The sequence below is a fragment of the Bradyrhizobium sp. HKCCYLRH3073 genome (assembly GCF_051167995.1).
Taxonomy (GTDB): Bacteria; Pseudomonadota; Alphaproteobacteria; order Rhizobiales; family Xanthobacteraceae; genus Bradyrhizobium.
This window is the reverse complement of sequence record NZ_JBNPUD010000003.1, coordinates 543,766-563,338: the sequence shown is the minus strand read 5'-3', so window position 1 is coordinate 563,338 and position 19,573 is coordinate 543,766. Positions and strand designations below refer to the sequence as shown.

The window sequence follows — 19,573 nt, the reverse complement described above, 5'->3', positions numbered from 1 at the left end:
CCATGGTCGAGACCTATGCCCGCCCCCGTTTTGGAGAGCCGCGCGAGCCGAAGAACCTGGTCAATCCAGGCAATCGGCTGGTGCGGATGATCGATGCCGTCACCGTGAGCCACACCAGGGCGGTGGCGTTCCTGCTCGTCTGCGGGCTGCTGTTGTTCCTGCCGGGCTTCTTCACCATCCCGCCGATCGATCGTGACGAGGCGCGCTTCGCCCAGGCGACCAAGCAGATGGTCGAGAGCGGCGATTATGTCGACATCCGCTTCCAGGACGACGTGCGCTACAAGAAGCCAGTCGGCATCTACTGGTTGCAATCGGCTGCGGTCGAGACGGCGTCGGCGATCGGGCTGCCGCGTGCGCAGCTCCGCATCTGGGTCTACCGCATTCCCTCGCTGATCGGCGCGATCGGCGCGGTGCTGCTGACCTATTGGACCGCGCTCTCTTTCGTGACACGGCGCGGCGCGGTGTTCGCCGCCCTCCTGATGTGCTGCTCGGTCCTGCTCGGGGTGGAAGCCCGGCTCGCCAAGACCGACGCGATGCTGCTGTTCACCGTGGTGGCCGCGATGGGCGCGCTGGCCCGCGTCTATCTGTCGTGGCAGCGCGGCGAGGATCCGGTGCATCCCCCGTGGGGGCCGCCTGCGATCTTCTGGACGGCGCTCGCCGGCGGCATCCTGATCAAGGGCCCGCTGATCCTGATGTTCGCAGGACTGACGATCTTGGCTTTGGCGATCATGGATCGCGGCGCCGGCTGGCTGTCGCGTCTGCGCCCTCTGTGGGGGCTGATGTGGATGCTGGTGCTGGTGCTGCCCTGGTTCGTGCTGATCTTCCTGCGCGCCGGCGACACCTTCTTTGCCGATTCCGTCGGCGGCGACATGCTGAGCAAGATCGGCGCCCAGGAGTCGCATGGCGCACCGCCGGGACTTTATCTGCTGCTGCTGTTCATCACCTTCTGGCCGGGCGCGCCGCTGGCCGCAATGGCAGCCCCCGCCGTGTGGCGCGCGCGGCGCGAGCCCGGAGCGCAGTTCCTCCTGGCCTGGCTGGTACCGTCCTGGATCGTTTTCGAGGCGGTGCTGACCAAGCTGCCGCACTACGTGCTGCCGCTGTATCCGGCGATCGCCATCCTGACCGTGGGCGCGCTGGAGCGGCGGGTGCTGTCGCGCTCGTGGCTGCGCCGCGGCGCCGCCTGGTGGTTCGCGATTCCCGCCATCACCTCGGTGGTGGCCGTGATCGGCGCCATCATCGTGACGCACCAGCCGGTGTTCCTGGCCTGGCCATTCGTGGCGGCGTCGCTGATCTTCGGCCTGTTCGCCTGGTGGCTCTATGACGACGGCCGTGCCGAGCGCTCGCTCTTGAATGCCGGCGTGGCGGCGATGTTCCTGGCGTTCGTGGTGTATGGCGCCGTGCTGCCGGCGCTGACGCCGCTGTTTCCCAGCGCGGAGATTGCGCGCGCGCTGCGCAACGTGGTCTGCGTCGGGCCAAAGGCGGCAGCGGCAGGTTTCCACGAGCCGAGCCTGGTGTTCATGACGGGAACCTCGACCCAGCTCACCGACGGCTCGGGGGCGGCCGACTTCCTCAACCAGGGCACGTGCCGCTTCGCGCTTGTCGAGCAGCGCACCGAGCGGGCGTTCGTGCAGCGCGCCGAGGCGATCGGGCTGCGCTACAACGTCGCCAAGCGGATCGACGGCTACAACATCTCGCAGGGCCGCCCGGTCTCGATCGCGATCTATCGCTCGGAGGGCACCGAATAGATGTCGGCGCCCGACACCTCTCCGTCTTCCTCAGGCTATGTCTCGCAGCTCGCGCTGGTCGGCAAATTCTCGCTGGGACGGCTGGTGCGCCGGCCTCAGACGGCGCCCGATGCAGCAAGCCGGCAGCGTCTGTGGCGCGAACTTCTCCTGCTGATTGGCATCGGTTTGGGCGCGATCGTGATCCTGATGGTTGCCTTCGATGCCTATGAGATCGGGTTGATGCCCGCCCGCGGCACCCCCAGCATGTGGCCATGGCGCATCGTCACCGAGTTCGGCCAGGATGAATACGTGCTGGGTCTGCTGGCAGTCGGCGTCATCGTGACGATCCTGATCGCGCCGCTATGGCCCGAGGCCACGCGCAGCCGCCTGCTGAATTTCGCCACCCACGTTCAGTACGCCTTCTTCGCGGTGCTGGGCTCGGTGCTCGTGGCTCAGGTGCTGAAATACATCATCGGCCGCGGCCGCCCCTTCGTCGGCGGCAAGGCGAATGCCTTCAACTTCGACCCGTTCAACGGCACACCTGCCTATTTCAGCATGCCCTCCGCGCATGCGGTGACGGCCTTTGCGCTGGCCTTCGCCGTTGCCGCCGTCTGGCCGCGATGGCGCGTTCCCGCGTTCATCTATGCCGTCGTGATCGCCCTGAGCCGGCTGGTGCTGCTGGCCCATCATCCAAGCGATGTGGTCGCCGGCGCCGTGGTCGGATTGGCCTGCGCCATGCTGGTCCGCTACTGGTTCGCAGCCCGGCGGCTGGGTTTCCGCCTGGGCAAGGACGGCCAAATCGTACCGCGCTAAAGGGGTTGATAGGCGGCCCCAAGCCCCATAAGAAGCCTCCGCCGCAGCGCCCGGGGCAGCAACCGGTCCAGTCACGCCATTACGAGTTCTCATCTTGTCGACCGAAACCCCCGTTGCCGTCTCCATCGTCGTTCCCGTGCGCAACGAGGCCGGCAATATCGTTCCGCTGATCACCGAGATCGCGGCGGCGCTCGATGGTCTGTGGTCCTACGAGATCATCTACGTCAACGATGGCTCGACCGATGACACCGCGCAGCGGCTCGCCGAGGAAATGGCACGGCGGCCGAACCTGCGTGTGCTGCGGCATGAGAAATCGACCGGCCAATCGGCTGCGGTTCGTAGCGGCATCCGCGCGGCCCATGGCGCCATGGTGGCCACGCTGGATGGTGATGGCCAGAACAATCCCGCGTTCTTGCCCGACCTCATTGCCGCGCTCGAAAAGGGCGGTGCAGGCGTCGGCCTCGTCGCAGGGCAGCGCGTCGGCCGCAAGGATACCAGCTTCAAGAAGCTACAGTCGCGGCTGGCCAACAAGATCCGCAATGCGGTGCTGCATGACGGCACCCGCGATACCGGCTGCGGCCTCAAGGCGGTCCGTCGCGACGTGTTCCTGATGATGCCGTATTTCGATGGTCTGCACCGCTTCCTTCCCGCCCTGGTGCGGCGCGAGGGCTACGACATCGCCTATATCGACGTGATCGATCGTCCCCGGCATTCGGGCGTGTCGAACTACGGGTTCTTCGACCGGCTGTGGATCGGGATCATGGATCTCGCCGGCGTGTGGTGGCTGATCCGCCGCAAGAAGCCGACGCCGGTTGCGATCGAGGTGAAATCATGCTGATTCAATTCGGGCAGGCGTTCAGCAACTATCTCTATGACATCTTCGTCGCCAAATTCGATTTCTGGCTGGTGTTCGGCCTTGCCGCCCAGCTGGCCTTCGCCGCGCGCTTCCTTGTGCAGTGGATCGCCAGCGAGCGCGCGGGCAAGAGCGTGGTGCCGATCGCCTTCTGGTTCTTCTCGATCGGGGGAGGGCTGATGACGCTGATCTACGGTCTCGTGAAGCGCGAGCCGGTGATCATCTTCGGCCAACTGCTGTCGAATATCATTTACGTCCGCAACGTAATGCTGATCTTCAAGAACCGCCAGCGGGAATCGCAGACGCTGAGCAATTGACCGGAGCGGTCTTCAGGTTCGCAGGGCGGATGTGCCGTCACCCGTTCGCGGGGCCGTCCTGCGCTCAGCGCGGCAGCGGCTGGGCCGAGGACGGGGGCAGGGCCACGGTCGCCACACTGCCAGTCGCCTCGCTGCGGCGAGTCGCAACCTCGCCGGCGGCATCGAGCACGGGATAGGCGACCGAGCAGATGTGGGAGTGGATACGCCTGAGGTCACGCAGCACGTCGAGATGCAGTGAGGTGGTTTCGAGCGTCTCCGAGCGGCCCTCGCGCAGACGTTCGAGGTGCCGCTCGGTCGCGCCGAGCTCTGCGTTGCGGAGCTCGGCTTTCTGATCGAGCAGTTGGTGGGCTTGCTGCGCATCGCCGGACATGAAGATGCCGAACGCGACGCGGAGCGCCTCCATGATCTGGCGGTGAAAGGCCTGCAGCTCGTCGGCGCCCTCCGCAGAGAACTGGAACCTGCGCTTGATCTTCTTGGTCGCGAGCTCGCTCAGGTTCTTGTCGATGATGTCGCCGATGTGTTCGAGGTTGATCGCGAAGGAGATGATCTCCATCGCGCGCTTGCCCTCACGGTCGTCCAGGCTGCCCCGCGTCAGCTTGGTGATGTAGAGCTTGATGGCTTCGTCGAGCCGGTCGACGACATTGTCCGCGCGTGACACCTGATCCACGAGGCCACGGTCGTTGGTCATCATCGCGGTCATGACATTGCGCAACATGGTCTCGACCAGATCGCCCATTCGCAGCGCCTCGCGCGCGGCGTCCGCAAGCGCCAGCGACGGTGTCTCCAGCGCGGTCTCGTCGAGATAGCGCGGCTTGGCCGGATCGACCTCCGCCGGGCGGTCGGGGAACAGGCTGACGAGCAGCTTCTCCATGACGCCGAGCAGGCCGATGAACACCACGGCCGTGCCGAGATTGAAAGCCATGTGGAACTGGGCCGTCAGCTTCGACAGATCGGGCTGAAATTGCTGCAATTGCGCTGCGAGCGGATGCAGGAACGGCGCGATCAGCGCGACTCCGATGACACGGTTGAGGAGATTGCCGACGGGCAGGCGATAGCTCGCCGGGTTGTCACGGCGCGCGCCCTCGAACACCGGATTGACGGCGCTGCCGAGATTGGCGCCAAGCACGAGCGCCAACGCGGCATCGGCCGTGATGAAGTGCGCATAGGCCAGCGACATCACCAGCAGCACGCTGGCGACGCTGGAATGCACGATCCAGGTGACGACGGCGCCGAAGATGATGCACAGCGTGACATCGGCCGTGATCGCCTGCATGAACACGCGCATCGCCGGCGCTTCTTCAGCGGGCGCCAGGGTGTCGATCAGGATGTGCAGCGACAGCAGCATCAGGCCGAGGCCAATCGACACCCGCCCCAGGTCCTTGATGCGCGATCGCGGCCCGCTGCGGAACGCCACCAGGCCGAGCACGAACAGGATGGGGGCGATCGCCGCCACGTTGAACGACAGGACCTGCACGATCAGCGTGGTGCCGATATTGGCGCCGAGCATGATCGCCAGCGCCGGGATCAGGCCGACCAGGCCTTCCGCCGCGAAGGAGGTCGTGATCAGCGCGGTCGCCGTGCTGCTCTGGAGCAGAGCGGTCAGGCCGAGCCCGGCGGCGAGGGCGCTGAAGCGGTTACGCAGCCCCCGCGATAGCAGCAGCCGGAGATCCGGGCCGAAGGCGCGAAGAATGCCGCTGTGGACCATGTGAAGGCCCCACAGCAGCAACGCCACGCCGCCCATCAGATCGAGCAGAACCATGATTCCCGTTCGTGTCCGCTGCCCTCTGCCGCGAAGGCTACGCCCAATCGGCAGCGGATCAACGCCAAATTGTCGGCCCTGCCTGCCTGATCGCAGGGCGTTCCAGGCCGCTGAAGTTGTGCTTAAGCGGCGTTGAACGCCGCAAAGCCTCGGTCGAGGTCCTCCTTGAGATCCTCCACATTCTCCAGGCCGATATGCAGACGCAGCGTGGGGCCGCCGGGCGCCCAGGTGGTGGCCGTGCGATAGCTCGCGCAGTCGAACGGAATCGCCAGGCTCTCGAAGCCGCCCCAGGAATAGCCCATTCCGAACAGTGTCAGCGTGTCGAGCATCGCATCGACCGCGGCTTGCGGCTTTGGTTGCAGCACGATGCTGAACAGGCCGGAGGCGCCGGTGAAGTCCCGCTTCCAGATCGCATGCCCCGGATGGCTCTCCAGCGCAGGATGCAGGACCTCGATCACCTCGGGGCGGGCGGCGAGCCAGCGTGCCATCTCCAGGCCGGACCGATGATGCTGCGCCAGCCGCACGCCGAGCGTCCGCACGCCGCGCAGCGCCAGGAAGACGTCGTCCGGCCCGGCGCAGACGCCGAGCAGGCGGATGCCCTCGGAGATCAGCGGCCACGCCTTCGCATTGGCCGAAATCGTCCCGAACATGATGTCGGAGTGGCCGCCGATATATTTGGTGGCCGCCTGCATGCTGACGTCGACGCCCTGATCGAGGGAGCGGTGGTAGAGCGGCGTCGCCCAGGTGTTGTCGTCGATGACGAGTGCGCCATGCGCATGCGCAACCGCCGCAATGGCGGGGATGTCCGGCATTTCGAACGACTGCGAGCCGGGCGCCTCGACCACTACCGCGCGTGTATTTGGTTTGAGCAGTTGCTCAATTCCTGTGCCGATCAATGGGTCGAAATAGGTCGTCTCGACGCCGTAGCGCGCCAGCATGCCGTTGCAGAAATTGCGGGTCGGGCGATAGATGCTGTCGCAGACCAGCACGTGGTCGCCGGCCTTGAGCACCGACAGCAGGGTCGTCGAGATCGCCCCGAGACCTGACGGCGCGATGCCGACGCCGGCGCATTGCGGGCCCTCCAACGCCATCAGCGCCTGCTGCAACGCCTTCGTGGTCGGCGTGCCGTGGCGGCCATATTGGAATTCGCCGCGGTGTGCATGCAGATCTTCAGCCGTTGGATACAGGACCGTCGACCCATGAACGACTGGAGGATTCACGAATCCGTGCTGCGCTTTCGTGTCCCGCCCCGCCGTGACCAGCCGTGTCTCGACGTTTTGTCGCACCGCCGCAGCGGGGTCGTTCGATAATGCCATTCGCGTGTCTTTTCTCTTTGAACCTGCCGGGAAAGCTGAAAATCAGGCCGCACTGCGGTCGTTAATAACAGAATGCAGAACAGGCCCGTCAACCCCTTGACCCGGACCGCCAGTCGTTCTGTGATGCCGGCGCAATTCGATCGCTGCACGTTGAGGGGCTTGCCGCGATTCCCGCTTCATCTCGCATGCACGGCTCCGTTGTGCATTGCGTGCGCCATATTCTTGGTATGGCGTTTGCAAAGGCGGATTCAGGTCGGCCCCATCTTCGCGCTGAGATTTCATCGCTCCCCAAGGACGACCGCGAAAGGCTGTATTTATGAAACGCGTCACTCTGGCTCTCACTCTTGCTCTCGCCCCGATGCTGGCGAGCGTCGGCGCCCAGGCCGAAACGCTCAAGACCGTCAAGGATCGCGGCATGCTCGCCTGCGGCGTCAGCCAGGGCCTGCCCGGTTTCTCGAACCCGGACGACAAGGGCAACTGGACCGGGCTCGACGTCGACGTCTGCCGCGCCATTGCCGCCGCGATCTTCAACGATCCGACCAAGGTCAAGTTCGTGCCGCTCTCCGCCAAGGATCGCTTCACCGCGCTGCAATCGGGCGAAGTCGACGTGCTGTCGCGCAACACCACCTGGACCCTGTCGCGTGACACCTCGCTCGGCGCGAACTTCGCCGGAATTACCTATTATGACGGCCAGGGCTTCATGGTGAAGAAGGCCCTCAAGGTCAACTCGGCGCTGGAGCTGAACAGCGCTTCGGTCTGCGTGCAGACTGGCACCACGACCGAGCAAAACCTCGCCGACTACTTCAAGGCCAACAAGATGAAGTACGAGGTGATCGCGTTCGCCGGCGCCGACGAGACCGTGAAAGCCTATGAATCCGGCCGCTGCGACGTGTTCACCACCGACGTCTCCGGCCTCTATGCCGAGCGCCTGAAGCTCTCCAATCCGGCCGACCATGTTGTGCTGCCCGAGGTGATCTCGAAGGAACCGCTCGGCCCAATGGTGCGCCACGGCGACGACCAGTGGTTCGACATCGTGAAGTGGACGTTGTTCGGGCTGATCACGGCCGAGGAAATGGGCGTCACCCAGGCGAACGTGGACGAGATGGCCAAGTCGGACAAGCCTGATTTCAAGCGCGCCTTCGGCACCGATGGCAATCTCGGCGAGCAGCTCGGCCTCACCAAGGACTGGTTCTCCCGGATCGTGAAAGCGGTCGGAAACTACGGCGAGATGTATGACCGCAACGTCGGCACGGGCTCCAAGCTGCAGATCGCGCGCGGTCTGAACCAGCTCTGGAACAAGGGCGGCCTGCAGTACGCGCCGCCGATCCGCTGATCACTGCACGATAGCGGGGCTGCGGCGAATGAGTATCGAAGCGAGGTTACCGCCTGCGCAATATGGGCTTCGGCTGAAGCGCATGCTGGGTGGCAAGGCAGGATGGAACGGCATCATCCTGCAGATCCTGTTCGTCGCAGTCCTGGTGTGGGTTGGCTACGAGATCGTGGCCAACGCACGCAGCAACCTCGCCGCCCAGCGCATCACGTCGGGCTTCGGTTTCCTCAACAACACGGCCGGCTTCGACGTCAACCAGACCCTGATCAGCTACTCCGGCTCCGACAGCTACAGTCGCGTGCTGATCGTCGGCGTGCTGAACACGCTGCTGGTCTCCGTCATAGGTATCGTGCTGGCGACCATCCTTGGCTTTCTGGTTGCGCTTGGCCGCTTGTCACCGAACGCATTGCTGTCGCGAGTCTCCGGCGCCTATGTCGAGCTGATCCGCAACCTGCCGCTGCTGTTTCAGATCCTGTTCTGGTATCTTGCGGTGTTGGCGGCTCTGCCCGGACCACGACAGAGCATCTCTCTTTTCTCGACCTTCTTTCTCAACAACCGCGGCTTCATCGTTCCGCGCCCGATTGAGGAGCCCGGCTTCATGCCGTTCGTGATCGCGCTCGGTGTGGCGATCGTGGTCTCGGTCGGTCTGCATTATTATGCGCGGCGCGAGCTGTTCCTCCGCGGCCATGTGATGCGGATCTGGCCCTGGGTGCTGGGGCTGCTGATCGGCCTGCCGCTGATTGCAGCGCTCGTGTTCGGCGTGCCGATTTCGTTCGAGGTACCGGCGCTCAAGGGATTCAACTTCGCCGGCGGTTCGCGCATCATTCCAGAGCTCGTCGCGCTGACCCTGGCGCTGACCATGTACACGGCGTCGTTCATCGCCGAGGTCGTGCGCGCCGGCATTCTCTCGGTCCACAAGGGACAGATGGAAGCGGGGCTCTCGCTTGGACTGAGCCGAGGCACCGTGCTGCGCCTGATCGTCGTGCCGCAGGCGCTTCGCGTCATCCTGCCGCCGCTGACGAACCAGTATTTGAACCTGACCAAGAACTCCTCGCTCGCGGTCGCTATCGGTTATCCCGATCTCGTGTCGGTGTTCGCGGGCACGACGATGAGCCAGACGGGTCAGGCCATCGAGATCATCGGAATCACGATGGGCGTCTATCTGGCGCTGTCGCTGATCACGAGCGCGATGATGAGCTTCTACAGCTGGCGGCTTGGGAAGAGACTTGGCGCATGAAGAGACTTGGCGCATGACCGACATCACGGCCTCAACCTTCATCCGTCAGGACATGGCCGGAGAACGCCCGGCGCCCATCAAGACGACGGGTTTCGTCGGCTTCGTCCGCACGAGGCTGTTGAACTCGCCGACCAATATCCTGCTCACTTTGGTGAGCGCGCTGTTGATCTGGTTCACCGTGATCCCGGCGGTCAAGTTCCTGCTGGTCGACGCGGTGTGGGTCGGCAAGGACCGCGAAGCATGCCTGGCGCAGAACGCCGGCCATCCGGTCGGCGCCTGTTGGCCCTACATTTCGGCGAAGTTCGGCCAGTTCATGTACGGCTTCTACCCGGAGGCCGACCGCTGGCGCGTCAATCTGACCTATGTGCTGGCGGTGGTGCTGCTGGTGCCGCTGCTGATTCCGCGCCTGCCTGCCAAAGGATTGAACGCGGGCCTGTTCTTCTTCGCGCTGCCGGTGGTCGCGTTCTTCCTGCTCTATGGCGGTGGGCTGGAGGGCTTCGGCGTGAGCTGGACCACAGGCGCCCTCCAGGTGTTCGTCGAGAGCATCGATACGGCCGGCAACGCGCTGATGCGCGCCGGCGACAACGTGCCGGTGGTCGGCATGCTGCTGTGGCTGCTCGGCAAGCTGGTCGTTCTGATCGGAACGCTCGCATCGCTCGTGATCTGGCCACTGGTCTGGATCCGCAACGAGCTGCAGCAATCTCACCAGCCCGTGTGGAATGATCTCGCGCTCTCGGCGATCATTGTCACCGCGCTGGTGTTCATCGTCGGCGGCGGGAGCAGGGCGCTGCGCAGCGTCATCGCCACGGCCGCGACCTTCGCTGGCATTGCCGTCGTCATTGCGATCATGGGCCTCGATCGCGGCGGCCTTCCCATCGTCGACACAAGGCTGTGGGGCGGAATGCTGGTGACGCTGGTCGTCTCGGTGATCGGCATCGTTGCGTCGATGCCGATCGGCATTGCGCTTGCGCTCGGCCGCCGCTCGACCATTCCACTGATCCGCATCTTTTCGATCGCCTTCATCGAGCTGGTCCGCGGCGTGCCGCTGATCACCGTGCTGTTCTTCGCCACCTACATGCTGCCGCTGTTCCTGCCCGGCAATGCCAGGGTCGATGGCCTGGTACGGGCGCTGATCGGCGTTGCGCTGTTCTCCGGCGCCTACATGGCCGAGGTGATCCGCGGCGGCCTGCAGGCCATTCCGCGCGGCCAGGCGGAGGCGTCGAGCGCGCTCGGCCTGTCCTGGTGGAAGACGACGAGCTTCATCGTGCTGCCGCAGGCGCTGCGCCACGTGATCCCCGGCATCGTCAACAGCTTCATCTCGCTGTTCAAGGACACCTCGCTGGTGTCCATCGTGGCGCTGTTCGACCTGCTTGGCAGCCTCAAGGCCTCGTTTGCCGATCCGGTCTGGGCGACGCCGACCACGGCCTTCACCGGCTTTGCCTTCACGGGGCTGATCTACTTCGCCTTCTGCTTCGGCATGTCACGCTACTCCCTGCTGGTCGAGCGCCGCGTCAACGCGCACCGGCGCCATTGAGCCAGAGATCATCGAGATATCCATGACTGCAAATTCGATCGTCAGCATTTCCGCCCTCAACAAGTGGTACGGCGAATTCCACGTCTTGCGCGACATCAATCTCTCGGTCGGGAAGGGTGAGCGCATCGTGATCTGCGGGCCTTCGGGCTCAGGCAAGTCGACCTTGATCCGCTGCATCAACGCGCTCGAGGAATTCCAGGAGGGCGAGATCAATGTCGACGGCATCGACCTCGGTCCGAACCTCAAGCGCGTGGACGAGGTTCGCCGCGAGGTCGGCATGGTGTTCCAGAGCTTCAACCTGTTTCCGCACCTGACCGTGCTGGAGAACTGCACCCTGGCGCCGATCTGGGTGCGCAACATCCCGCAGAAGGAAGCCGAGGCGACCGCGATGAAGTTCCTGGAGCGGGTCAAGATCCCGCATCAGGCGCAGAAATACCCGGGCCAGATGTCGGGCGGTCAGCAGCAGCGTGTCGCCATCGCGCGCGCGCTGACGATGAACCCCAAGGTCATGCTGTTCGACGAGCCGACCTCGGCGCTCGATCCGGAGATGGTGAAGGAGGTGCTCGACACCATGGTCGATCTCGCGAAGGAGGGCATGACCATGCTGGTCGTGACCCACGAGATGGGCTTCGCGCGCGAGGTCGCCAACCGCGTCGTGTTCATGGACGCCGGCCAGATCATCGAATCGAACACGCCGCAGGAGTTCTTCGCCAATCCGCAGCATGCGCGCAGCAAACTGTTCCTGAGCCAGATCCTGCGGCATTGATGGGGCGAATTGGGAGATGCGAATAGCGAATAGAGGTCGTTTCTCGTTCGCTACTCGTCTTTCGCGTCCTACATGAACGGCGGCTTGATCCCGCTGCGCTTCTCGAGCCAAGCCGGCACCGGCAGGTTCTTCGAACGCATGAACTCTGGATTGTACAGCTTCGACTGATAGCGCGTGCCGGAGTCGCACAGGATGGTCACGATGGTGTGGCCGGGGCCGAGCTTCCGGGCGAGCTGCACCGCGCCGGCGACGTTGACGCCGGTCGAGCCGCCCAGGCACAGGCCTTCATGCTGCACGAGGTCGTAGATCGTGTTGACGGCATCCTCGTCGGACACCAGGAACGCGTCGTCGACCTTGGCGGTCTCGATCACGGGCGTCACGCGACCGATGCCGATGCCTTCGGTGATGGAGTCGCCGGGCGTCGACTTGACGACGCCGTTCTTGAACCATTCGTACATGGCGAAGCCGTGCGGATCGGCGCAGGCGGTGACGATATCCTTGTTCCTGTCCTTCAAATAGCGGCTGGTGCCGGCAATCGTGCCGCCGGTGCCGACCGCGCAGATGAAGCCGTCGACCTTGCCGTTGGTCTGCTCCCAGATCTCGGGTCCCGTGGACTCATAATGCGCCTTGGCGTTGTCGAGGTTGTTCCACTGGTCGGCGAACAGCACGCCGTTCGGCTCGGTCTTGCGCAGTTCGTCGGCGAGCCTGCGGCCGACATGCTGATAGTTGTTGGGATTGCTGAACGGCAACGCCGGCACCTCGACCAGCTCCGCGCCGCACAGCCGTAGCATGTCCTTCTTTTCCTGGCTCTGCGTCTCCGGAATCACGATCAGCGTGCGATAACCGCGCGCGCTGGCGACCACGGCCAGACCGATGCCGGTGTTGCCGGCAGTGGCCTCCACCACGAGGCCGCCCGGCTTGAGATCGCCACGTCTCTCGGCCTCCAGGATCATCCACTTGCCGGCACGGTCCTTGACCGACTGGCCCGGGTTCATGAACTCGGCCTTGCCGAGAATGGTGCAGCCCGTCGCCTCCGAGGCGCGCTTGAGCTTGATCAGCGGCGTATTGCCGATCGCCGCGACGACGTCGTTATGAATGGTCATTTTGCAGATACCGTAGGAGTTTCCTCGAGCACACTTAAGAGGACCCTAGCCTGATATCCAGGGGAGCGTAAGCCGGCTGGATCAGCCCCCTGATTTCGCAAAGACCACCTGGCGAACATCGATGTTCCCAGAGAGGAAACCTGCTTCGCAGTAGGACAGATAATATTCCCAGAGCCGCCTGAAGCGCTCGTCGAATCCGGCGGGCGTGAGGTCAGGCCAAGCCTCTCGGAAGTTATTTCGCCAGATCGCCAGCGTCCTGGCATAATCTTCCCCGAAGATGCGCTCGCGGATGACGGGTATGCCAAAGCGGTCGCCGAGCGACTTCAGGATCTGCGGTGTTGGCAACATGCCCCCCGGGAAAACGTAGCGCTGGATGAAGTCGACCTCGCGGCGATAGTGCTGGAACAGGCTGTCCTGGATGGTAATGGCCTGGACACCGGCCAGTCCGCCCGGCAGCAGACGGTCTCGCAGTTGCGAGAAATACTTCGGCCAGAACTGCTCGCCGACCGCCTCGATCATCTCGATCGAGGCGATACGGTCGTAGCGGTCGCGCTCGTCGCGATAGTCCTGCAGGCGGATCTCGACTTTCTCGGCGAGCCCGGCCTGATGGATGCGGCGCTGTGCAAAATCGCGTTGCTGCTGGCTGATCGTCAGCCCAACGACCTTGGTGCCGAACGTCTTGGCGGCATATTCGGCAAAGCCGCCCCAGCCGCAGCCGATCTCGAGCAGCTTCTGCCCGGGCTTGAGATCGATCGCCTCGGCCAGCCGCTTGTACTTGTTGGTCTGCGCAGCGGTGAGGTCGGTGGTGTGCTCCTCGAACAAGGCCGAGGAATAGGTCATGCTCGGATCGAGCCAGGCCGAGTAGAACGAATTCCCGATGTCGTAATGGGCGTAGATGTTGCGCTTCGCCTGACGTTTGGTGTTGCGGTTGAACCAGTGCCGGACCAGCTGGGCAAACCGGATCAGCGGCTTGTCTTCCAGCATCGACTGCAGCAGGTGCTGGTTGACGCAGAACAGATAGAGAAACTGCGTCAGGTCCGGCGTATCCCAGTCGCCGTTCAGATAGGCTTCGGCGATGCCGATGTCGCCGCCATTGAGAAGGCGCGATGCGAAGCCGTAATTGGCCAGGATCATTGCGGCGGCCGGCCCGGGCTCAACGCCGCCGAGCCGGATCACCCGTCCGTCCGGCAGGGTCACGTCGAGCGTGCCTTTTCGCAACCGCGATCCGAAGCCGAGGGCAAGGCGGGGCAGGCGGGGAAGATCGGCAAGCACCTTGTCGATGGTATCAGGGGTGACTGGGATGACGTCCGGCATGGCAGGTCCACTCACGCAAACGGCTCCAGCCCACGTCCCCGTCGGCTGGCCGGTGTGGCACCTGTGCGGGCAGGGAATCACGGACGCAGAGCGAGCCGGCCGTTTCCGGTCAGCGTCGTGATATATAAGCGTGGCTGCCGTTCCCCGCCAAGCCGGTATTGGTTCCAGGGCCTGCAATGATTTCGCCGCGCGGCACGAGCCGGACGCCTTTGGCCCACAGCCGCAGTGCCTCCCAATGGATCGCGGCGAAGATTTTGACAGTCACCAGCGGGAGCGAGACGAAGGCAGCGAGTAGGGAGCCGGACGTCAGCCCGCGACGACGGCCGGAGAAGGTTGCAGCGAGCAGGGGCCCGTCGGCGCCAGTTTCCAGAATCCGCAACTTGACCTTGTCGCCCGGCGGCATGATGCGGAAATGGTAGCGCATCGCCATGTCGATGAACGGCGAGACGTAGAAGGTCTTGTCCTGCGTCTGGCGCAGCCCTGCCGCGGACAGCTCATTGGGCCTGACCGGCAGCACATAGGGCTTGATCTCGCCGAAGGTGTTGCGGACCTCGTAGATCATCAGCGCCAGGGTGCCGTTGCTGCGATAACAGAAATAGACCGACAGCGGATTGAACACGTAGCCGAGCAGCCGCGGATAGCACAGCAGCAGCACGCGTCCGCCGCTGAGATCGATCCCCTGATCCGCCGCACAGGTCTGCGCATAGGCCAGCAGCGACGAGCCGTCGCGCGGACCCTGGTCGGCCTCGTGGAAGCTGTAGAGCGCGCGCCGGTTGACCCCGAACAGCGGTGTCTGCCGGTCCGCCTGGTCGAGCCGGCCGAGATCGATCAGCAGGCTCATCACGCGATACTGGAATCGATGCGTGGTCGGCCGCATGCGGGCATGCATGACATCTCCGACATAGAGCGCGGCCGCTTCCGTTCGATCATCCGGTCCCGAGTGATCCATGCCCATATCGCGCCTATTCCGCAGCCTCGGCGAGCTCGGTTGGAAACCCGCGCCATGGCACGCTCGCGCCGAGCGCCTCTGCCACGGCGAGACCCGAGCGCAGCCCGTCCTCATGGAAGCCATAGCCGGTCCAGGCCCCGCAGAACCAAGTATGGCGCTGCCCCTGAATCGCTGCCAGACGCTTCTGCGCCGCAAAGGCGGCAGCCGTATATTGTGGGTGCTCACAGATATATTTGCCAAAGGTCAGCTCCGGAGCCGGAGCGAAGGGTGGGTTGAGGCTGACGAACAGCGGCCTGGCGTCGTCGATGTCCTGCAGGTTGTTCATCCAATAGGTGACGGCGACATCGTTCATGGGAACGCCCTCACGCTGCCAGCGCAGGAAATTCCACGAAGCCCAGGCGCGGCGGCGCTTCGGCATCAGCCTGCTGTCACGGTGCAGATAGATCGTGTTGGGCGAATATTTGATCGCACCGAGGATGCCGCGCTCCCGCTCGTCCGCGTCGGCGAGCATCGACAAAGCCTGGTCGCTGTGAGCGGCAATCACCACATGATCGTAGCTGTCCCGACGCCCGCTGCTATCTTGAACGATGACGCCGTGGGCGGTGCGTTCGATGCGGGTCACGGCGCTGCCGAGTCTGATCTGATTGCGGAAGCTTGACGTGAGCTTCTCCACGTAGCGGCGGCTGCCGCCCTTGACGGTGCGCCAGACCGGGCGGTCATATTGCAGCAACCTGTGATTGCTGAAGAACGCGACGAAGTTCTCGGCCGGAAAGTCCAGCATCTCGGATGCCGGGGCCGACCAGATTGCGGCCCCCATCGGCGCCAGATAGTCGGTGAGCAGTCGCGGCGCGAAATGGTTGCGCCGGAAATAGTCCCCGAGCGTCAGGCCATGCAGGCGGCCGGCCTTGAAGTCCGCTGTACTCTGTTCATTGAAGCTCAGGATGTCCCTGAGCATCCAGAGATAGGATGTCGACAGCAGGTTGCTCGGCTGCGCGAACAGCCCCTTGGCGGTGTCGAGCCAGGTGTTGCCGCCACCTTTCCATTCGAAGCGACCGGCATCCGCGGTGACGGCAAAGCTCATGCTGCTGTCGACCGTCTCGACCCCCAGATGATCGAACAAGGCGGTGAGCTCAGGATAGTTCAGCTCGTTGTAGACGATGAAGCCGATGTCGACGGAGACCGGAGCGCCGTCATAGTCGATCGTCACGGTGTGGCTGTGGCCGCCCGGACGGAGATCGCGCTCGTAGACGGTGATCGGATAACGCTTCGCCAGGGACCAGGCCGCGGCGTTACCCGCAATACCCGTTCCGACCACCGCAACTCGCATGAATGCCCCCTGAAGTTCACGTGCAAGTTACGGAGTCCCCGCCAAAGGGTTTCACGGGCGCGCTCGCCGCGTCACACCCCGCGCAAAACGGCATTCGGCAGATGAAATCTTGGTAAGGCGGCAGCCGATGGCCCCTGGCCAGGCCTGCACGAAACTCCGCTGATTTACGGGAGATCTGTCGATTCGGCGGACTTTATCGGCACCATCGCTGCTGGGGGGGACGTGGGCTGCAGGGCTGTCCGGCGCCGTGGGCTGCGGCTAGAATGATTCCCCAAGACTACAGGGAAGCATCACGCCAGTGTCCACCGTGCCGATCGCCGTCGACGAGCCTTGCCGCGCGTCCGCTGACCCGCGGATCGTTGCCGGGAAGCGGGAGAATCGCCGCGCTCCGGCGGGCCTGCGGCATTTCGTCCGCTGGATCGCCGCGATCGGCTTGGCGGTAAGCTCGGCCGGCTGCCTGCTGACGCAGGATATTCCCGACCCGGCCCTCGACATGCCCCGGCGGTACAAGGCGGCGTCCGGTTCCGAATTGGCGGCGCCACCGCCGCTCGATTGGTGGCGCGGCTTCGGATCACGCGAGCTGACCCAGTTGATGGAGGAGGCGCAGAGCGTCAACCTCGATATTGCCGCTGCTGTGGCCAGGTTCAGGCAGGCCGATGCGCTGGCGCGGCAGGCCGGCGCAGCGCTGCTGCCGAGCCTGTCGAGCACGGGGCAGGAGACCTATTCGCGCACGTCTGGGTCGAGCTCCAGCGGGCTCACCAATGGCGGCCGTGAGGTCGTCAATTACCAGGCCTCGCTTTCTGCGAGCTACCAGCTCGACTTCTTCGGCCAGAATCGTGACGCGCTGCAGGCGGCCGAGGAAACCGCGGTGGCCAACCGCTTCGACCGCGACGTCACGCAGTTGACGACGCTCGCCACCGTTGCAAATGCCTATTTCCAGGTCCTGGCCGCACAGGATCGCATTCGCACCGCCGAGCGCAACATCGCTAGCGCCACGCGTGTGCTCGATGCCATCCGCGAACGGCAGAAGGCGGGCACCGGCAATGATCTCGACGTCGCGCAGCAGGAGAGCGTGCTCGCCAATCAGAAGGCGGCGGTGCCGCCGCTGCGCCAGACGCTCGATCAGAACGTCAATGCGCTTGCTGTGCTGGTCGCGCGATCGCCCGAAGGCATTCGGGTCAGCGGCGGCTCGCTCGACCAGATCAGGACTCCGCGGGTCACGCCTGGTCTGCCGTCGGAGATCCTGACGCAGCGTCCCGACATCCGCCGGCAGGAGGCCCAATTGGCGTCAGCCACCGCCAATGTCGGCAGCGCACGGGCGCAATTCTTTCCGAGCATCCAGTTGACCGGAAATGGCGGCTATCAGAGTGCAGCGCTGACCTCGCTGTTTCAGCCGCATGCGGCGTTCTTCAGCCTGGCCGGCAGCCTGACCCAGCCGATCTTCGACGGCGGCCGGATTCTCGGCAATTTCGAGAATGCCAAAGCGCGCCAGGATGAGCTGCTGCAGACCTACCGCAAGACCGTGATCCAGGCCTTCACCGACGTCGACAATGCGCTGTTCTCGATCAAGCAGACCACGATCAGGCTTCAACTGCAGCGCCAGGTCGTTACCGCCTCGCGTCGTGCGTTCGAATTGTCCGAGCAGCAACTGCGCGCGGGAACTGCCGACATCGTGACAGTCTTGAATACGCAATTGACGCTGTTCCAGGCCGAGGACGCGCTATGGCAGGCGCAACTGGCGCGCCTGCAGGCGTTCGTGAGCCTCTATCAGGCGCTCGGCGGCGGCTGGGAGCCGCGCATGGAGAAGTCGGCCGATGCTCTTTAAACCGGACGAGAAGGGAGCAGGGGCAGTGAAGCGCGCGCGGTCCAGCGTGGCGCGGCGGCTGGTGTCGATCACGATCACGCTGCTGATCCTGGGCGGCCTCGGCTATATCGGCTGGTCGGCGATGCAGCAGAAGCAGCAGGCCAACAACCGCTTCGCGCGGCCCGACCTTCCCGTTCCGGTCCTGGCCGCCTCGCCTGCCGTCAAGGACGTGCCGGTCTATCTCGACGGTGTCGGCTCCGTCCGCGCGCTCAATACCGTCACGGTGCGCTCACAGGTCGACGGCAAGCTGATCGCGGTCAATTTCGTCGAAGGGCAGGACGTCAAGAAGGGCGACGTGCTCGCCGAGATCGATCCGGCGATCTATCAGGCGCAGTACGACCAGGCCGTCGCCAAGAAGGCGCAGGATGAGGCGCAGCTCGCCAACCAGAAGCTCGACCTCGTCCGCTACGAGCAGCTCGCCGCCAGCAATGCCGGCTCCAAGCAGCAGGCCGACACGCAGCGCGCGGTGGTGGCGCAGCAGCAGGCGCTGATCAAGGCGGATCAGGCCGCGATCGACAATGCGGCGACGACCTTGAGCTATACCAAGATCGTGGCGCCGCTCTCCGGCCGCGCCGGTCTGCGGCAGGTCGATCAGGGCAACATCGTTCATGCCTCTGATGCGACCGGCCTCGTCGTCATCACGCAGCTGCAGCCGATTGCGGTTCAGTTCAGCCTCCCCCAGCAGCAGATCATGCGCGTCAATGCGGCCGCCGCCAAGGGACCGCTCGCCGTCGACGTGTTCGGCAATGACGGCGTCACCATCATCGACACCGGCACGTTGCGGGGGATCGACAACCAGGTCGATCAGACGACGGGCACGCTGAAGCTGAAAGCCGAATTCCCCAACGGCAAATTCCAGCTCTGGCCGGGACAGTTCGTCAATGTCCGGCTCAAGGTCGAGACCCTGTCGCAGGCGATCACGGTGCCGACGTCGGCCGTACAGCGCGGGCCGGCAGGTACGTTCAGCTACGTGATTGGCGAGGGTGACATCGTCTCTGCACATCCGGTGGCGGTCGTGCAGCAGAATGAGAGCGAGGCCGTGATCGCGAGCGGCTTGAGCCCCTCGGACCGTGTGGTGACGACAGGTTTTGCCAACCTCGCCGAGGGCGTCAAAGTGGTGGTGGGGCGCGCCGAGCAGACGCCGCAGGCCGATCTGGCGCCTCGCAAACGCGGCCGCAATCCGCAAGCAAAGGATCAAGGCAAGGACCAGGCGAAGGAGGGCGGAGCGCCGCCTGACGGCGCGCCGAAGGACGGCGAGCGGCGTCGCAGGCCTCAGGCCGCGGGCCAGACCGATGCCGGTGCAGCGCCCCAGGGAGGGAGTGAAGCAGGTCGCGGCATGAAGGCGCAGCCATGACGCGACCGCAAGA

Annotated in this window: 16 protein-coding genes; 10 read left to right on the top strand and 6 right to left on the bottom strand. The window is 64.5% G+C overall.

What is annotated here, in order from left to right:
• The first annotated feature begins 2 nt into the window (after nt 1–2).
• The 4 genes from ACQR1X_RS10265 (at nt 3) to ACQR1X_RS10250 (ending at nt 3,707) form a co-directional block, all read left to right on the top strand.
• Complete coding sequence (locus ACQR1X_RS10265; RefSeq protein WP_434898762.1) at nt 3–1,745, top strand: ArnT family glycosyltransferase; 1,743 nt, start codon at nt 3–5, stop codon at nt 1,743–1,745.
• Nucleotides 1,746–2,537, top strand: coding sequence for a phosphatase PAP2 family protein (locus tag ACQR1X_RS10260; protein ID WP_315799906.1), 792 nt, complete (start codon nt 1,746–1,748; stop codon nt 2,535–2,537).
• Between the two features lie 94 nt (nt 2,538–2,631).
• Entirely contained in the window at nt 2,632–3,375 is a 744-nt protein-coding gene (locus ACQR1X_RS10255; RefSeq protein WP_434898761.1) for a glycosyltransferase family 2 protein, read from the top strand.
• Entirely contained in the window at nt 3,369–3,707 is a 339-nt protein-coding gene (locus ACQR1X_RS10250; protein ID WP_315799908.1) for a lipid-A-disaccharide synthase N-terminal domain-containing protein, read from the top strand. The genes ACQR1X_RS10255 and ACQR1X_RS10250 overlap by 7 nt, the downstream gene beginning before the upstream one ends.
• 64 nt (nt 3,708–3,771) lie before the next feature.
• Here ACQR1X_RS10250 and ACQR1X_RS10245 read toward each other — a convergent pair whose 3' ends face one another.
• Together ACQR1X_RS10245 and metC are read right to left on the bottom strand one after the other, a co-directional pair.
• The gene (locus ACQR1X_RS10245; RefSeq protein WP_434898760.1) at nt 3,772–5,466 is read right to left on the bottom strand and encodes a Na/Pi cotransporter family protein; all 1,695 of its coding nucleotides are present in this window, start codon (nt 5,464–5,466) and stop codon (nt 3,772–3,774) included.
• Nucleotides 5,467–5,588: 122 nt separating this feature from the next.
• Nucleotides 5,589–6,782: a cystathionine beta-lyase gene (gene metC, locus ACQR1X_RS10240; RefSeq protein WP_316178668.1), complete on the bottom strand. Its 1,194-nt coding sequence runs from the start codon at nt 6,780–6,782 to the stop codon at nt 5,589–5,591.
• Nucleotides 6,783–7,098: 316 nt separating this feature from the next.
• Between metC and ACQR1X_RS10235 the strand changes: the two genes are divergently transcribed.
• From ACQR1X_RS10235 to ACQR1X_RS10220, 4 genes are read left to right on the top strand one after another with little or no spacing between them, the layout of a single operon-like run.
• On the top strand, nt 7,099–8,115 hold the full coding sequence (locus ACQR1X_RS10235) for an amino acid ABC transporter substrate-binding protein (protein WP_434898759.1): 1,017 nt from the start codon (nt 7,099–7,101) through the stop codon (nt 8,113–8,115).
• 28 nt (nt 8,116–8,143) lie between these two features.
• The gene (locus ACQR1X_RS10230; protein ID WP_315799912.1) at nt 8,144–9,349 is read left to right on the top strand and encodes an amino acid ABC transporter permease; all 1,206 of its coding nucleotides are present in this window, start codon (nt 8,144–8,146) and stop codon (nt 9,347–9,349) included.
• A 13-nt stretch (nt 9,350–9,362) separates the two neighbouring features.
• Nucleotides 9,363–10,883, top strand: a complete 1,521-nt coding sequence (locus ACQR1X_RS10225) for an amino acid ABC transporter permease (protein WP_315799913.1) — start codon at nt 9,363–9,365, stop codon at nt 10,881–10,883.
• Nucleotides 10,884–10,905: 22 nt separating this feature from the next.
• Entirely contained in the window at nt 10,906–11,649 is a 744-nt protein-coding gene (locus ACQR1X_RS10220; protein WP_315799914.1) for an amino acid ABC transporter ATP-binding protein, read from the top strand.
• A gap of 68 nt (nt 11,650–11,717) precedes the next feature.
• Here ACQR1X_RS10220 and ACQR1X_RS10215 read toward each other — a convergent pair whose 3' ends face one another.
• From ACQR1X_RS10215 to ACQR1X_RS10200, 4 genes are all read right to left on the bottom strand, one after another.
• Nucleotides 11,718–12,752, bottom strand: coding sequence for a cysteine synthase A (locus ACQR1X_RS10215; RefSeq protein WP_316178672.1), 1,035 nt, complete (start codon nt 12,750–12,752; stop codon nt 11,718–11,720).
• A gap of 81 nt (nt 12,753–12,833) precedes the next feature.
• Nucleotides 12,834–14,066 (bottom strand): cyclopropane-fatty-acyl-phospholipid synthase family protein, encoded by a 1,233-nt coding sequence (locus ACQR1X_RS10210; protein ID WP_316236701.1) that lies wholly within the window; start codon nt 14,064–14,066, stop codon nt 12,834–12,836.
• A gap of 109 nt (nt 14,067–14,175) precedes the next feature.
• Nucleotides 14,176–15,021, bottom strand: coding sequence for a DUF1365 domain-containing protein (locus ACQR1X_RS10205; RefSeq protein ID WP_434898758.1), 846 nt, complete (start codon nt 15,019–15,021; stop codon nt 14,176–14,178).
• A 7-nt stretch (nt 15,022–15,028) separates the two neighbouring features.
• Nucleotides 15,029–16,342 (bottom strand): NAD(P)/FAD-dependent oxidoreductase, encoded by a 1,314-nt coding sequence (locus ACQR1X_RS10200; protein WP_434898757.1) that lies wholly within the window; start codon nt 16,340–16,342, stop codon nt 15,029–15,031.
• A 298-nt stretch (nt 16,343–16,640) separates the two neighbouring features.
• Between ACQR1X_RS10200 and ACQR1X_RS10195 the strand changes: the two genes are divergently transcribed.
• Complete coding sequence (locus tag ACQR1X_RS10195) at nt 16,641–18,167, top strand: efflux transporter outer membrane subunit (protein ID WP_434898756.1); 1,527 nt, start codon at nt 16,641–16,643, stop codon at nt 18,165–18,167.
• A complete protein-coding gene (locus ACQR1X_RS10190) occupies nt 18,157–19,560 on the top strand; it encodes an efflux RND transporter periplasmic adaptor subunit (RefSeq protein WP_434898755.1) in 1,404 nt (467 codons plus the stop codon). The genes ACQR1X_RS10195 and ACQR1X_RS10190 overlap by 11 nt, the downstream gene beginning before the upstream one ends.
• Nucleotides 19,561–19,573 lie beyond the last annotated feature (13 nt).

Excerpts from the sequence above, each read along its gene's own strand:
- ACQR1X_RS10235 (WP_434898759.1), top strand. The coding sequence starts at position 7,099 with ATGAAACGCGTCACTCTGGCTCTCACTCTTGCTCTCGCCCCGATGCTG.
- ACQR1X_RS10230 (WP_315799912.1), top strand. The coding sequence starts at position 8,144 with ATGAGTATCGAAGCGAGGTTACCGCCTGCGCAATATGGGCTTCGGCTG.
- ACQR1X_RS10245 (WP_434898760.1), bottom strand. The coding sequence starts at position 5,466 with ATGGTTCTGCTCGATCTGATGGGCGGCGTGGCGTTGCTGCTGTGGGGC.
- ACQR1X_RS10190 (WP_434898755.1), top strand. The coding sequence starts at position 18,157 with ATGCTCTTTAAACCGGACGAGAAGGGAGCAGGGGCAGTGAAGCGCGCG.
- metC (WP_316178668.1), bottom strand. The coding sequence starts at position 6,782 with ATGGCATTATCGAACGACCCCGCTGCGGCGGTGCGACAAAACGTCGAG.
- ACQR1X_RS10210 (WP_316236701.1), bottom strand. The coding sequence starts at position 14,066 with ATGCCGGACGTCATCCCAGTCACCCCTGATACCATCGACAAGGTGCTT.
- ACQR1X_RS10225 (WP_315799913.1), top strand. The coding sequence starts at position 9,363 with ATGACCGACATCACGGCCTCAACCTTCATCCGTCAGGACATGGCCGGA.
- ACQR1X_RS10250 (WP_315799908.1), top strand. The coding sequence starts at position 3,369 with ATGCTGATTCAATTCGGGCAGGCGTTCAGCAACTATCTCTATGACATC.
- ACQR1X_RS10260 (WP_315799906.1), top strand. The coding sequence starts at position 1,746 with ATGTCGGCGCCCGACACCTCTCCGTCTTCCTCAGGCTATGTCTCGCAG.
- ACQR1X_RS10205 (WP_434898758.1), bottom strand. The coding sequence starts at position 15,021 with ATGGGCATGGATCACTCGGGACCGGATGATCGAACGGAAGCGGCCGCG.
- ACQR1X_RS10220 (WP_315799914.1), top strand. The coding sequence starts at position 10,906 with ATGACTGCAAATTCGATCGTCAGCATTTCCGCCCTCAACAAGTGGTAC.
- ACQR1X_RS10215 (WP_316178672.1), bottom strand. The coding sequence starts at position 12,752 with ATGACCATTCATAACGACGTCGTCGCGGCGATCGGCAATACGCCGCTG.
- ACQR1X_RS10200 (WP_434898757.1), bottom strand. The coding sequence starts at position 16,342 with ATGCGAGTTGCGGTGGTCGGAACGGGTATTGCGGGTAACGCCGCGGCC.
- ACQR1X_RS10265 (WP_434898762.1), top strand. The coding sequence starts at position 3 with ATGGTCGAGACCTATGCCCGCCCCCGTTTTGGAGAGCCGCGCGAGCCG.